The sequence below is a fragment of the Bradyrhizobium sp. AUGA SZCCT0222 genome (assembly GCF_018130205.1).
Lineage (GTDB): Bacteria > Pseudomonadota > Alphaproteobacteria > Rhizobiales > Xanthobacteraceae > Bradyrhizobium.
In genome coordinates this window covers 1-12,184 of sequence record NZ_JAFCLX010000033.1, presented here as the reverse complement: position 1 = coordinate 12,184, position 12,184 = coordinate 1, and the positions used below count along the sequence as shown (strand labels likewise).

General features: G+C 60.2%; 18 protein-coding genes. 11 read left to right on the top strand and 7 right to left on the bottom strand.

Annotated features, from left to right (window positions below):
* Positions 1–112: 112 nt before the first annotated feature.
* On the bottom strand, positions 113–532 hold the full coding sequence (locus JQ629_RS25250; protein WP_212414923.1) for a VOC family protein: 420 nt from the start codon (positions 530–532) through the stop codon (positions 113–115).
* Between the two features lie 133 nt (positions 533–665).
* Here JQ629_RS25250 and JQ629_RS25245 point away from each other — a divergent pair, with 133 nt between their 5' ends.
* The 10 genes from JQ629_RS25245 (at position 666) to JQ629_RS25200 (ending at position 6,885) form a co-directional block, all read left to right on the top strand.
* Positions 666–1,643 carry a Bug family tripartite tricarboxylate transporter substrate binding protein gene (locus tag JQ629_RS25245; RefSeq protein ID WP_212414922.1) on the top strand — a complete coding sequence of 326 codons (978 nt, stop codon included), beginning with the start codon at positions 666–668 and terminating at the stop codon, positions 1,641–1,643.
* A gap of 91 nt (positions 1,644–1,734) precedes the next feature.
* Positions 1,735–1,992 (top strand): DUF3551 domain-containing protein, encoded by a 258-nt coding sequence (locus tag JQ629_RS25240; protein WP_212414921.1) that lies wholly within the window; start codon positions 1,735–1,737, stop codon positions 1,990–1,992.
* Positions 1,993–2,050: 58 nt separating this feature from the next.
* Positions 2,051–2,518: an ArsR/SmtB family transcription factor gene (locus tag JQ629_RS25235; RefSeq protein ID WP_212414920.1), complete on the top strand. Its 468-nt coding sequence runs from the start codon at positions 2,051–2,053 to the stop codon at positions 2,516–2,518.
* Positions 2,464–2,862 (top strand): SRPBCC family protein, encoded by a 399-nt coding sequence (locus tag JQ629_RS25230; RefSeq protein WP_349631322.1) that lies wholly within the window; start codon positions 2,464–2,466, stop codon positions 2,860–2,862. Before JQ629_RS25235 ends, JQ629_RS25230 begins: the two co-directional genes overlap by 55 nt.
* A 22-nt stretch (positions 2,863–2,884) precedes the next feature.
* A complete protein-coding gene (locus JQ629_RS25225) occupies positions 2,885–3,622 on the top strand; it encodes a DUF899 domain-containing protein (RefSeq protein ID WP_212414919.1) in 738 nt (245 codons plus the stop codon).
* A gap of 150 nt (positions 3,623–3,772) precedes the next feature.
* Positions 3,773–4,135, top strand: coding sequence for a DUF1428 domain-containing protein (locus JQ629_RS25220; protein ID WP_212414918.1), 363 nt, complete (start codon positions 3,773–3,775; stop codon positions 4,133–4,135).
* A 124-nt stretch (positions 4,136–4,259) separates the two neighbouring features.
* The gene (locus JQ629_RS25215; RefSeq protein WP_212414917.1) at positions 4,260–4,877 is read left to right on the top strand and encodes a hypothetical protein; all 618 of its coding nucleotides are present in this window, start codon (positions 4,260–4,262) and stop codon (positions 4,875–4,877) included.
* Positions 4,861–5,244 (top strand): transcriptional regulator, encoded by a 384-nt coding sequence (locus JQ629_RS25210; RefSeq protein ID WP_502753294.1) that lies wholly within the window; start codon positions 4,861–4,863, stop codon positions 5,242–5,244. Before JQ629_RS25215 ends, JQ629_RS25210 begins: the two co-directional genes overlap by 17 nt.
* Before the next feature lie 34 nt (positions 5,245–5,278).
* On the top strand, positions 5,279–6,025 hold the full coding sequence (locus JQ629_RS25205) for a di-trans,poly-cis-decaprenylcistransferase (RefSeq protein ID WP_212414915.1): 747 nt from the start codon (positions 5,279–5,281) through the stop codon (positions 6,023–6,025).
* Positions 6,026–6,450: 425 nt separating this feature from the next.
* A complete protein-coding gene (locus JQ629_RS25200) occupies positions 6,451–6,885 on the top strand; it encodes an aminoacyl-tRNA deacylase (protein WP_349631320.1) in 435 nt (144 codons plus the stop codon).
* Between the two features lie 98 nt (positions 6,886–6,983).
* Here the strand turns inward: JQ629_RS25200 and JQ629_RS25195 are convergent, their stop codons facing one another.
* Positions 6,984–7,187, bottom strand: coding sequence for a hypothetical protein (locus JQ629_RS25195; RefSeq protein WP_212414914.1), 204 nt, complete (start codon positions 7,185–7,187; stop codon positions 6,984–6,986).
* A gap of 190 nt (positions 7,188–7,377) precedes the next feature.
* Here JQ629_RS25195 and JQ629_RS25190 point away from each other — a divergent pair, with 190 nt between their 5' ends.
* Complete coding sequence (locus JQ629_RS25190) at positions 7,378–8,010, top strand: aspartate/glutamate racemase family protein (RefSeq protein WP_212414970.1); 633 nt, start codon at positions 7,378–7,380, stop codon at positions 8,008–8,010.
* Positions 8,011–8,016: 6 nt separating this feature from the next.
* On the opposite strand, the gene JQ629_RS25185 is transcribed toward JQ629_RS25190, so the two are convergent.
* From JQ629_RS25185 to JQ629_RS25165, 5 genes are all read right to left on the bottom strand, one after another.
* Positions 8,017–8,379, bottom strand: coding sequence for a hypothetical protein (locus JQ629_RS25185; protein WP_212414913.1), 363 nt, complete (start codon positions 8,377–8,379; stop codon positions 8,017–8,019).
* A 43-nt stretch (positions 8,380–8,422) separates the two neighbouring features.
* Complete coding sequence (locus JQ629_RS37255) at positions 8,423–8,650, bottom strand: hypothetical protein (RefSeq protein ID WP_249135263.1); 228 nt, start codon at positions 8,648–8,650, stop codon at positions 8,423–8,425.
* 271 nt (positions 8,651–8,921) lie between these two features.
* Positions 8,922–10,319, bottom strand: a complete 1,398-nt coding sequence (locus JQ629_RS25175; protein ID WP_212414912.1) for an MBOAT family O-acyltransferase — start codon at positions 10,317–10,319, stop codon at positions 8,922–8,924.
* Entirely contained in the window at positions 10,316–11,221 is a 906-nt protein-coding gene (locus tag JQ629_RS25170) for a hypothetical protein (RefSeq protein ID WP_212414911.1), read from the bottom strand. The genes JQ629_RS25175 and JQ629_RS25170 overlap by 4 nt, the downstream gene beginning before the upstream one ends.
* A gap of 606 nt (positions 11,222–11,827) precedes the next feature.
* On the bottom strand, positions 11,828–12,184 hold a 357-nt coding region (locus JQ629_RS25165; protein ID WP_349631319.1), incomplete at its 5' end, for a hypothetical protein.

Below are 12,184 nucleotides of genomic sequence, written 5' to 3'. Positions count from 1 at the left end.
ATCTCCTTCCGCGTCATTGCGAGCGAAGCGAAGCAATCCATACCGTCCTCACGGTGATATGGATTGCTTCGTCGCTTCGCGCCTCGCAATGACGGGGAGAGGCCGGGCGCCCTCAGGCCACATCCCCCTCATACGACGAAATCTCGATCAAACTCCCGTCCGGATCCCGGCAATAGACCGAACGTAGCGTGCCGCGCGCGCCTTGCTTGGCGACCGGGCCTTCCTCGATTGCGACGCCGTTGGCCTTGAGGTGCGCGACCACCTGGTCCGGCGTGCTCGCGGTCAGGAAGCACAGATCGTCGCTGCCGGCGGTCTCATGATCCGCCGTGAACCACTCGACCTTGTCGGCATCGCGCGGCCGCACGTTGATCTTCTGGTTCCCGAACACCAGCGACGTCCGCGGCGTTTTGCCCGGGCCCGGATCGAACACCTTGATCTCCATGCCGAGGATGTTCCGGTACCACTCGGCGGAACGCGCCACGTCGGAGACATTGATCACGAGATGATCGAGCGCATTCACCTTGACGGACATGCCTAATCCTTTGGTCGCGCCTTGAGGGCGTTGCGTCGCACTGGTCGCATCGGAGATTGTTTGTTACAACGCGGCCCGTATTCAGTTCAATAGAAACGGCCCGGGTGAACCCGGGCCCCAGGGAGAATAACTCATGATTTCACGCCGTACCGCGATCTGCCTGACGGCAATCGGCCTTTCGATGACCGCTTCGATCGGCACTGCCTTGGCGGCGGATTATCCGACGCGGCCGGTCAAGTGGGTGGTCGGATATCCGCCCGGCGGCGCCACCGACATCATTGCGCGCCTGATCGGCCAGCGCCTGTCGGAGCGGCTTGGCCAGCAATTCGTGATCGAAAACAAGCCCGGCGCCGGCAACAACATCGCCACCGAATCGGTGATCAATGCCGAACCGGACGGCTACACGCTTCTGCTGGTCAATCCGGCGAACTACATCAACGCATCGCTGTACGCCAACCTGAAATTCAACGTCGTTCGCGACATCGCGCCGGTCGCGGCGTTCAATCGCGTGCCGAACGTGATGACGGTCAACAACAACGTGCCGGCGAAGACGGTTGCCGAGTTCATCGCCTATGTGAAGGCCAACCCGGGCAAGGTGAACCTGGCGTCATCGGGCAACGGCACGTCGGTGCATCTGTCCGGCGAAATGTTCATGATGATGTCGGGTGCCAAGATGCAGCACGTGCCCTACCGCGGCGCGGCGCCCGCGATCACCGACCTGCTCGGCGGCCAGGTTCAGGTGATCTTCGACAACATGCCCTCGATCCTGCAGCACATCCGTGCCGGTTCGCTGCGCGCGCTGGCGGTGACCTCGACGGTACGGTCCGAGCTTCTGCCCGACGTGCCGGTCCTCGCCGACACCATTCCGGGCTACGAGGCGAGCGCGCTGTTCGGCATGGGGGCTCCGAAGAACACGCCCAAGGAAATCATCGAGAAGCTGAACAAGGAAGTGAACGCGGTGCTGGCGGAGCCTGCGATCAAGGCGAAGCTGGTCGATCTCGGTGGTGAGCCGCTGATCGGCCCGCCCGAAGCGTTCGGCAAGATGATCGCGGCCGAAACCGACAAGTGGAAGAAAGTGATCGACAGCGCCAATATCGAGAAGGTGCAGTAAAGCGCCTCTCGGGAACCTTCTCCGGGTCGCGAGGTTTTGAACCTAAGGCGACCCGGCGATGCGGTATAATACCGTGGAGGAGGATTCGATCATGCGCAACGCGAAGCTGGCCATGTTGGTTTTGCTGGCGGCTGGAACTGCCACGGTGGCTGGCCCGACGCCGGCCGCCGCTTACGATTACCCCTATTGTGTTCAGGGCCGGGGCGTCGGCATTCCCGGCGACTGTTCTTACCAGACCTATCAGCAGTGCATGGCCTCGGCCTCCGGCCGCGGCGTTTATTGCAACGTCAATCCGCGCGCGGCGTTGAACCAGCAACCACGGCGCGGCCGGGTCTATCGGGATTACTGATCAGGAAAATCAGCAGCAGGCGCTTGACGCCTGATCTTTTGCGCATATACTAAACCATATGGTTAAGTATCAAGAAGATGTCCTGGACCGTACCTTCGCAGCCCTCGCCGATCCGACGAGGCGCGCGCTGGTGGCGCGGCTCGGCGACCGCGAAAGCCTTTCCGTGAGCGAACTGGCGCAGCCCTTTGCGATGTCGCTGCCCGCCATCATGAAGCATCTCGACGTGTTGTCGGATGCGGGCCTGATCGCGCGCGAGAAAACCGGCCGCACCGTGGCGTGCCGATTGACCGCCAAGCCTATGGAGCAGGCGATGGACTGGTTGAACCGCTACCAGCGCTTCTGGTCCGACAATCTCGACCGACTTGCAGCTTTTGTGGAGGAAGACCCATGGCCACCCAGTCAGGCATCCAGCCAGATTCTCGCCGCGACACCGCTCTCGCAACCAGCCCAAGCCTCACCCTCAAACGTCGTATCGGTGCGGCGCCGGCGAAAATCTACGCCGCGTGGACCGACCCGGAAAAGCTAGCGGCGTGGTTCGGGCCCTCGAAGGTCAGGGAAGGTTCGGTGCAGGCGGAAACCGATCTGCGCGTCGGCGGCCACTACCGCATCAGCTTCCATGCCACCGACGGCGAGTATTTTCAGGCCGGCGGCGTCTATCGCGAAATCGTGCCGAACGAGCTGCTGGTGATGAGTTGGGCCTGGCATTCGACACCGGAACGCGAATCGCAGCTCACCATCACGTTGAAGCCGGATGGCGCCGGCACGCTGCTGACGCTGCATCACGAGCAGTTCTTCAACGAGGCCGCGCGCGACGGCCATGAGAAGGGCTGGACCGAATTGCTCGGCAAGCTCGAACGATTTGTCAGCTGAACGATCAACACAGGAGCCGCCTATGCAGCCGCATATCGTCGTCTCGCGCGAAGCGTGGATCGCCGCACGCAAAGCCCATCTTGCGCATGAGAAGGAGCTGACCCAGGCGCGCGAGCGCCTGAGCGAGGAGCGTCGCGCGTTGCCCTGGGTCAAGGTCGAAAAGGATTATATGTTCGACGGACCCGGCGGCCGGATGACGCTGGCCGACCTGTTCAAGGGGCGCCGCCAACTCGTGGTACAGCATTTCATGTTCGCGCCGGACTGGAACGAAGGTTGCAAGCACTGCTCGTTCTGGGCCGACGGATTTGAGCGCATGATCCCGCATCTTGCCGCGCGCGACACCACGCTGGTCGCGATTTCGCGCGCGCCGGTCGAAAAGCTAGCCGCGTTCAAGGCGCGGATGGGCTGGACCTTCGACTGGCTGTCGTCGGGGAACAACGATTTCAACTACGATTATGAGGTGTCGTTCACGCCGGAGGCGCTCAAGTCAGGCGACAACAGATATAATTTCGGCACCACCCGCTTCGGCACGGAGGAAGCACCCGGCATCAGCGTGTTCTATCGCGATGAGGCCGGGAACATCTTTCACACCTATTCCTGCTTCGCGCGCGGCCTCGACATGATGAACGCCGCCTATCATTATCTCGACCTGACACCGCTCGGTCGTCACGAGGAGGATCTGCCATATCCGATGGATTGGGTGCGGCTACGTGACCAATACACACCGGCGCCGGTTCAGGCATCCTGCTGCCATAGTTGATCTCCTCGTCATTCCGGGGCGATGCGAAGCATCGAACCCGGAATCTCGAGATTCCGGGTCTGGTCCTTCGGACCATCCCGGAATGACGAAAGCCAAATTGCTTCGTCGAAAACATCGCAATGACGCGAACAAACAGAGGGAACAAAACCCATGGCCTATGTCGACGGATTCATCGTCGCAGTTCCAAAGAAGAACATCGCGGCCTATCGCAAGATGTCCACCAAGGCCGGCAAGGTCTGGCGCGAATACGGCGCGCTGGACTACCGCGAATGGGTTGCGGACGACGTCAAGGTCGGCAAGCTCACGTCGTTTCCGCGTAGCGTCAAGCAGAAGCCGGGCGAGACCGTGGTGTTCGCCTGGATCACCTACAAATCACGCGCGCAGCGCGACAAGATCAATGCCAAGGTGATGGCGGATCCCAGGCTCAAGTCATCGATGGGCGATATGAAGTCGATGCCGTTCGACCCCAAGCGGATGATCTATGGCGGCTTCGAGAGCCTGGTGAAGGTCTGAAGCCGCCGCCAGGTGTCACACGCCAATAAGCTGTTGAGGTAACCGCGCAATCGCGGCTTCGCGCATCCCGCTTGCATCTACTTTGTAATCCGGTATACTTTGCGATACAAAGTAAGGGTGGGCGATGCGCGACCTCGACAAGGCGTTGGCTGATATCCTGGCGATCCGCAGCCAGATTGCGGCCGGCACCGCGTTTCGCGGCTATGGTCCAGCAACGGTCGCCGCCACCGGCGGCATCGCTCTGCTGACCGCGATCATGCAATTCCTCTGGCTCAACGATCCGACCGGGCAACCGGTCATTTTCTTTGCCGGTTGGGCGGCCGCCGCGCTGTTTTCCGGCGCGCTGATCTGGATCGAGATGCTGGCGCGCTCGCGCCGGCATCATTCGGGCCTCGCCGACGCCATGATCCAGCAGGCGTTCGAGCAATTTCTCCCGCCCGGCGTCGCCGGCCTGCTGCTGGGGATCATGCTGTGGAAGTTCGCGCCCGAAACGCTGTGGATGCTGCCGGGGCTGTGTCAGGTGCTGGTCAGCCTTGGCGTGTTCGCCTCGGTGCGCACATTGCCGCGCAGCATCGCCTTCGGTGGTGCCTGGTATTTCCTGTCGGGCTTTACGGTCCTGCTGCTCGCCAGCCAAAACCATCTGCTGTCGCCCTGGATGATGGGCGTGCCATTCGCGGTCGGGCAGCTCCTGATGGCTGCACTGCTGCATTTTGCGTCCGGAGAGAATGATGCCGAAGACTGAACCCAACAACGCGCCGTTTTCCTATGACGGGCTCGATCGTGTGATCCACGAGAAGGCGCGGCTCGGGCTCTTGACCTCGCTGATGGCTCATCCCAAGGGATTGGCCTTCGCCGACCTCAAGCAACTCTGCGGCCTCACCGACGGCAATCTCAGCCGGCATCTGCAGGTTCTGCAGGAGGCGGGCCTGGTCGAGGTGACCAAAGGTTACGAAGGCAACCGTCCCCACACCACCTGCCGCCTGACCAAGAGCGGCCGCCGCCGTTTCCTCGATTATCTCGCCGTGCTGGAGCGTCTGGTGCGCGACGCCGCCAAGGCCGCCGGCAAGGAAGACACCGCCGTCGCCCGGCTCGGCATCCTGCCGGTCTGACCGCCATCCCCTTTTTTTAATCGGAGACTTTGTGATGCAAAGTAATCTCTCGCCCAAACTTGGAGACACGCCCGACGCTCGGCTGCATGTCGGCATCATCATGGATGGCAATGGCCGATGGGCGACGCGGCGCGGGATGTCGCGGTTGCGCGGCCACGAGGCCGGCGTCGAAGCGATCCGGCGCGTGGTCGAGGCGGCGCCAGGGCAGGGCGTCGGTGCGCTGACGCTGTATGCTTTCTCCAGCGATAATTGGCGTCGGCCGAAGACCGAAGTCTCTGCGCTAATGGCGCTCTTGCGATTCTATCTCGCCAACGAGGTCGAGGCGCTGGTCCGCAACGGCGTTCGTCTCACCGTGATCGGACGCCGCGATCGCATTCCCGAAGGCATCGCCCATGCCATCGCCCGCGCGGAAGCGGCGACCGCCGCCGGCTCTGCGCTGCACCTGCGCATCGCGATCGATTACTCGGCCCGCGACGCCATCCTCAACGCCGCAACGCGCGCGGCCGGCATTGTCGATCTCACCCGCGAGAGGCTTGCCGAACTCATCACCGGCGAAAAAAACCTTCGCGACGTCGACCTCATCATCCGCACCAGCGGAGAAAAGCGGTTGTCGGACTTTCTGCTCTGGGAAGGCGCCTACGCCGAGCTGCACTTCACCGAACGGATGTGGCCGGAATTCGAGGCGCAGGATCTTGCCGAAGCCCTCGGCGCGTTCCATCGCCGCGAGCGCCGCTTCGGCGGTCTGCAGGCGATCGCACCGGAAGAGGTACCGAGCCTCTGATCCGTCATCAGGCGCCGGCCGGGGGGCCGGAGTTTCCACAACATAGAGGGGACGAACGATGACACCAACGGAGCAGAGCGACGTCCATGCGCATTCTTCTCATGAACGTGCCACACCCTTCGATCGGCCCCCGATGACCATTTGCCGCCGCTGTCAGAATTCTGGGGCACGCCGCAGGACAGCGAGGAGGAATCGATGTCAGCAGCGCGGCCCGAGCGCCGCGTCGGCGTGCGCGAGGCTGCGTGAAAGCCCGCGCATGCCGTTGCGCGGAATTGCAGAGGCGGCCGCTTGTGAAAGCAATGCGTAAGCCCTTATCAAGGCTGCGGATAACTGGCTGCGGCTGCTGGACGGGTGCCTTAGCGAGGAAATACTCTCGCCTCCGATCGCACAGAACAAAAAGAAACGTCGCGGTCCGAGGCGTTGGCGTGAGCATACAGGTTGCTATTCTGAAGGTCTTGGCCAGTCACGGCAGCGGCCGGGCCACGCTTGCTTCGCTCAAGCGAGACGTCGTCATTCTCTCCGCCAGCGGCCCGGACTGGAACGCGCGCATCAAACGCCTGGCCCGACGCGTTCCGGCGATCGACATCTTTGGCGCCGGCTATGTGCTGCGTGACGACGAGGGATGGCAAATCACACAAGCGGGCCGCGATTTTCTCGCGGCGCTCGAAGCCGTGAGTCAGGATAACCAGCCCCCTGAAACGGATTTGCCTGCATCCGCCGCAGCCGATGGCGCCGGGCGTCGTCAAGGTGCCCTCATCGTCGTCGGTCACCGTTTCAAGAACCGGATCCGCAGGGATCGCGATCCCGCCCAGATACAACGCGATCAGCGCCGGCGGCCGCGCCACGATTCAAACGTGTGACCGCCGCGGCAAGTGCCGGCGCCGTCAGTCCTTGTTCGAAGCGCCGCATGTCAGCGCCAGCATGGCTGCGATGAACAATCCTCGCGCCATCCTGCGCATCAGGACGCCTTCGCCACGATCTGTATCAGCGATGTGACAATCAGGAAGACGCCGGCGATGCGGCAGGGCATGCCCCAGCGCTCCTGCCAGGCGATCCATTCGAGATGCTTCGGGCCGGCCGGGACCGGACGCCAGCCGTAATAGGCCGCTAGGATTCCAGCGGCGAAGGTCATGCAGGCGTCGATTGATTGGGCAAGTGCCATCGTATCATCTCCGAACGAGCCTCTTGGTCGGAGGCCGTCCGCGACAGGTTCAATGAGCTTGCGGGTTCGCTCGGCGGGGGTTCCCGGCAAGGTATCGAATCGGCGTGAATCGCTTCTCGCCCCGGCGCTGGCGGGGACAATGCCGGCGCACCGGGTTGACACCGATCGCGCCGCCGCCACACTGATCAGCATGCGCATTACCCTCATCCACGCCCTGAAACACTCGATTGTGCCGATCGAGGCCTCGTTTGCAAAACTTTGGCCTGACGCGCGGCTGATGAATTTGCTGGACGACAGCCTGTCGGCCGATCTGGCGCGCGATGGCGGGCTCACCGAGGCCATGACCGAGCGCTTCATGCAACTCGGGCGCTATGCGGCGGGCACAGGTTCCGATGCGATCCTGTTCACCTGTTCCGCCTTCGGTCCGTGCATCGAAGCGGTGGCGCGCGCGCATGCGCCGATGCCGGTGCTCAAGCCGAACGAGGCGATGATCGAGCAGACCGTCACCAGGGGCCGCAAAATCGGCCTGCTGTCCTCGTTCCCGCCGACGCTGGTGTCGATGCCGCGGGAATTTCCGGCTTCGATCGAGCTGGTGCCGAAACTGGCTGATGGCGCCATGGCCGCGCTCGACCGCGGCGATCGCGCCACCCATGATCGTCTGGTGGTGGAGGCGTCCAAAGACCTGCGTGATTGCGACCTGATCGCGCTGGCCCAATACAGCATGGCGCCCGCCGCCGAGATGGTCGCGAAAGCCTCGGGCCGGCCGGTTGTGACCACGCCTGACAGCGCGGTGCTGAAGCTGAAGGAAATGCTGCGCGGCTAGCCGCGCTCAGGCCTTTTTCTTGTCAGCTTTCTTGGCCTTCTTCGCGGCCTTCGCAGGCTGCTTCTCAACCTTCTTCTCGGCCTTCTTGGCGAGCTTCATCGCCGCGATTTCTTCCGCGGCGTTCTTGACCGCCCGCGCGTAGCTGTCGGCGGCATTGTCGGCGGAGTTCTGCAGCCGTTTCGCCGCCGCCGTGCCATGGAGCATCGCGCTCTGGGCGAGCAGCTTGAACCGCGCCTTGGCTTCCTTGTCCTTGGCGGAGGCGGCCTTGGCCATAAACAGGCCCTGCCGCTTTTTGGCGGCGGCCATCAGGCTTTTGTTCTGTGCTTTGGCGAGTTGCCGGATTACGGCGTCTAGATCAGCTTCAGCCATTCCGGATCACTCACTGACTGGATCTGCAATACGCGATTTAGCGTCAATCGCGCGCGAAAGGGAATAGAGTAGCCGCCCACGAGCGCGGTGCCGCGATGTCGGTGAAGCCATCCGAATAGGTGACGGCAAAGCCGCAGGTGACCTCTCGGCCCTGGAAAACCAGGTTCAGGCCCGGTGCTTCGGTGTGCTGATGCACGATCATTTCGCGGCGCCACTTGTCCTTCGCGTAGGAGTAGGAGCCCGTATAATGGAAAAAGCTGTCGCCGCCCATGATGCGGTCGTCCTGAAGCTAGGCGACACCGGTCGCGTGGCCGCGCTTGCCGGTCATCTCGATCCCGAGCGTGTAAAGTCCGTCCGGTTCTGATCGAATGGGTTGATAGCTGCCAACCGATCCTGGAATGGAAAGATACAGAATGGGGTTACAATCATGCGGTGTTTCCAGGTGCCACAAGCGGCGCTGGGACGGCTAGTTCTCTTGGCGTCAGCGCGTCGCGCAGTACATATAGGTCCGTGACAGTTTGCCGACTACTGACGCGAAGGCGTCAGAATTGAAAGTAGATGAATGTCTGCGATGTTCCGGCAAACATAAAGCAAGCTAGAATAACTGTTGCGATTAGCACTACACGCAAGGGAGCAAAGTTCGTGAGGCATACCTGATCTTGATCGCGCCTAATGCGGAACGAGACATAGTGCGCAACCGATGCCAATGCCATGCCGCATAGCATGACGTAGGAAATAAAACTGAACCGGTATAGGAACGGGTTGGCGCCTAGCCCAAGCATGCCCTTCCAGAAGTTCATCGCCTTCGAAAGGCTATCTGCTCGGAAGAGAACCCAGCCAAAAGTGACAACTACGAAAACCAGAACAATTTTTATCAGGCTGGGTAGTGAATTCCACGCTCGCTCCCCAACCGTTCCGCGTGCAAAACCGGCAAGCGTTACAAGAGTACCGTGATAAAGACCCCAAGCGACGAATGTCCACGACGCGCCGTGCCAAAGACCGCCAAGAAACCACGTTGCAATGATAGCGCTCGCATAGTGCGAGGCGCGACCTTTGCTACCCCCAAGAGGGATGTAGAGATAGTCACGCAGCCAAGATGAGAGTGAAATGTGCCAACGTCGCCAAAAATCACGAATCGACTGGCTGAGATAGGGCCAGTCAAAGTTAAGAGCGAGTTCGTAGCCGAGAAGTTTGGCGATGCCCCTTGCTATATCGGTGTACCCGCTGAAGTCGCAGTAGATTTGAATGGCAAAGGCCAATGCAGCTATCCAATAAACAGATCCGCCATAAATTTCGGGGGCACCGAATACTCGACCTACGAATGGTGCCAGGTTGTCAGCTACGACAAGTTTTTTGAAGAAGCCGACGGCTATAAGTTCTATCCCACGACGAGACTGTTCGAGATCGAAGGGGCGGGCAGTTTCGATCTGAGGAACAAAATCTGCTGCCCTGACGATCGGGCCGGCGACCAAGTGCGGGAAGAACGAAATAAAGAGAGCATAATCTCTTGGGCGACGGACAGCGGGCATCCGTTTTCGGTATACGTCAACAAGATAGCTAATTGACTCGAATACATAGAAGCTTATTCCAAGCGGAAGCTCTGGATTGAAAATTGGTATGAGAGTCCGACCTGATCCGGTGTTTATAAGTGCGGCAATAAAGCCGACGTACTTATAGGACACGAGAAGAGCTACATTCACAGCGACGCCAATTATCAGAACCAGAGCGCGGCGTTCAGGCGCTTTGTCAATAGCTATCGCCATGACGAAATTAAACGCGGTAGCTGCAATGAGAAGCAATAACCACCAAAACGATCCGGCGGCATAGAAAACGTAGCTCGCAATGACCAGCGCCCATGGGCGAGCGCGCGGTGAAACGAAAGCCACAGCAAAGAACGTCGCGGATAAAAAAACGAAGAACTCAAGAGATGTAAAAATCATCGGCGCAAAATCTTGCCAACTTTTTCGGAGATCAATGATGTGTAGGAATTTCGGCCGCTCGCAGACAGATGAACTTCATCGACAAAGTTTCTATCGTCGTTCTCGAATTGTGAATCGCGGTTAATGAAAGCTGCGCCACACTCGCTAGCGATACGCGCGACGCGTTGGTCTATGTGTCCAAACGAAACTCCAACCGCGTAGCTGTTGTTGCGGCCAAACGCTGCCTCTGGGACCGGGGAGATTATAAATTTCGTACCGTTATGCCGAGCGGCGTCGCAGAATGATCGTAGGGCGTCGTAGCCTCTGCTCGTTTCAAGCGAGCCGCTCTCTACGTATGCTTTCCGGAGCCAGTTGGATAATGGCTCTGGGGGCTGCGGCTTTCTTGTAAGCTGATCGGGTGGTGGGGGTTGCCGCTCAACTGGATAGTCAAATGGATGTTCGAGGGGTGAAAGAGTTCCACGAAGCAGTCGCTCCAAATAGGAAATGAGCAGATTGCGATAGCGGCGAGCCCATAGTGTTTCGGAAACAGTGCGTTCACCAATGTTGAACAGAGTTCGCACCTGCCACCACTGAATGGGCTCAATCTTTAGGTCCTCAAGCACATTGCCGCGTGTTTCTATCGCATCAGGATTCTGAACGTTCGGGAAAGAAAAACCGTTGTATAGGTAGACGACTGCATCGGTTTGTGGCGTTTCAATCAATGAGCGAAGTCCCGGCAGTTCGTGCGCAAGAAGGGCGGTCAAGCCAAGGTTTCTGGGCTGCAATGGGTTGAGCGTTTTAGCGGCGATGCCCTCGTCAAAGCCGTTAACGACAGAGCTGCTGCCAACAAACACGACGCGCCTCTCGTTTAGTTGAGATAGGCGCTCTAGGTGCATCATCTGTTTTTCGACGTGCAACCTCATGTCCACGTTTCCGTTAGATTGGATGTAAGGTGGTCTGTTACGGTCAAGCCAATCGGTTACCGGTTCAATTCGGAGCACGAACTCTGCGGCCGCTAGACATAGGGTTGCCAACACCGCAGCACAGCCGATTTCGATTGGCAGTAAAAGTTTGGAAGACATAATGCTAGAACTAAACCAAACCGTCATACCGTTCCAGTGAGTGTCTGCGGAGAAAGATGCGACAGCGCGTAAGGACGCCGACAAGCTCGCGGGCGCGGCCTGGAACATGCGGATGCTAAATTACAAGGGACCCTCCCAGCCCTCGGTGACGCGCTCAATGCCGGCTGGGTTCGCTGCCTGGGCTGCGACACGCACCAGACGGTTGCCTTGGGAATGTGCGCCGGCCCTAGACGACGCTGATCACCGATCTGGCGCGGTACATGCGCTGCCAGGAATGCTCACGGGTTCGCGGCTAATGAATGGACTGCAAGAGGGGCCGATTTCTCGCGGTCTTGGTTCTTTGCCTATTCTTCGCGTCGTAAGTGCAGGCCAAGTGCGCCTATCAGCGCAGCGGGCGGATGCAGTCCCATCGCACAAATGCCGGGGTCCTTCTTCGGCCAAATTGCCCTATGACCGCTTCTTGGCCTTCTTCGCGGCCTTTGCAGGCTGCTTCTCAACCTTCTTCTCGGCCTTCTTGGCGAGCTTCATCGCCGCGATCTCTTCCGCGGCGTTCTTGACCGCCCGCGCGTAGCTGTCGGCGGCATTGTCGGCGGAGTTCTGCAGCCGTTTCGCCGCCGCCGTGCCATGGAGCATCGCGCTCTGGGCGAGCAGCTTGAACCGCGCCTTGGCTTCCTTGTCCTTGGCCGAGGCGGCCTTGGCCATAAACAGGCCCTGCCGCTTTTTGGCGGCGGCCATCAGGCTTTTGTTCTGTGCTTTGGCGAGTTGCCGGATTACGGCGTCTAGATCAGCTTCAGCCATTCCGGA

What these genes read in the sequence shown, in the direction of transcription:
- JQ629_RS25250 (WP_212414923.1), bottom strand. Translation starts at nt 532, where the DNA reads ATGTCCGTCAAGGTGAATGCGCTCGATCATCTCGTGATCAATGTCTCC.
- JQ629_RS25245 (WP_212414922.1), top strand. Translation starts at nt 666, where the DNA reads ATGATTTCACGCCGTACCGCGATCTGCCTGACGGCAATCGGCCTTTCG.
- JQ629_RS25240 (WP_212414921.1), top strand. Translation starts at nt 1,735, where the DNA reads ATGCGCAACGCGAAGCTGGCCATGTTGGTTTTGCTGGCGGCTGGAACT.
- JQ629_RS25235 (WP_212414920.1), top strand. Translation starts at nt 2,051, where the DNA reads ATGGTTAAGTATCAAGAAGATGTCCTGGACCGTACCTTCGCAGCCCTC.
- JQ629_RS25225 (WP_212414919.1), top strand. Translation starts at nt 2,885, where the DNA reads ATGCAGCCGCATATCGTCGTCTCGCGCGAAGCGTGGATCGCCGCACGC.
- JQ629_RS25220 (WP_212414918.1), top strand. Translation starts at nt 3,773, where the DNA reads ATGGCCTATGTCGACGGATTCATCGTCGCAGTTCCAAAGAAGAACATC.
- JQ629_RS25215 (WP_212414917.1), top strand. Translation starts at nt 4,260, where the DNA reads ATGCGCGACCTCGACAAGGCGTTGGCTGATATCCTGGCGATCCGCAGC.
- JQ629_RS25210 (WP_502753294.1), top strand. Translation starts at nt 4,861, where the DNA reads ATGATGCCGAAGACTGAACCCAACAACGCGCCGTTTTCCTATGACGGG.
- JQ629_RS25205 (WP_212414915.1), top strand. Translation starts at nt 5,279, where the DNA reads ATGCAAAGTAATCTCTCGCCCAAACTTGGAGACACGCCCGACGCTCGG.
- JQ629_RS25195 (WP_212414914.1), bottom strand. Translation starts at nt 7,187, where the DNA reads ATGGCACTTGCCCAATCAATCGACGCCTGCATGACCTTCGCCGCTGGA.
- JQ629_RS25190 (WP_212414970.1), top strand. Translation starts at nt 7,378, where the DNA reads ATGCGCATTACCCTCATCCACGCCCTGAAACACTCGATTGTGCCGATC.
- JQ629_RS25185 (WP_212414913.1), bottom strand. Translation starts at nt 8,379, where the DNA reads ATGGCTGAAGCTGATCTAGACGCCGTAATCCGGCAACTCGCCAAAGCA.
- JQ629_RS37255 (WP_249135263.1), bottom strand. Translation starts at nt 8,650, where the DNA reads ATGGGCGGCGACAGCTTTTTCCATTATACGGGCTCCTACTCCTACGCG.
- JQ629_RS25175 (WP_212414912.1), bottom strand. Translation starts at nt 10,319, where the DNA reads ATGATTTTTACATCTCTTGAGTTCTTCGTTTTTTTATCCGCGACGTTC.
- JQ629_RS25170 (WP_212414911.1), bottom strand. Translation starts at nt 11,221, where the DNA reads ATGAGGTTGCACGTCGAAAAACAGATGATGCACCTAGAGCGCCTATCT.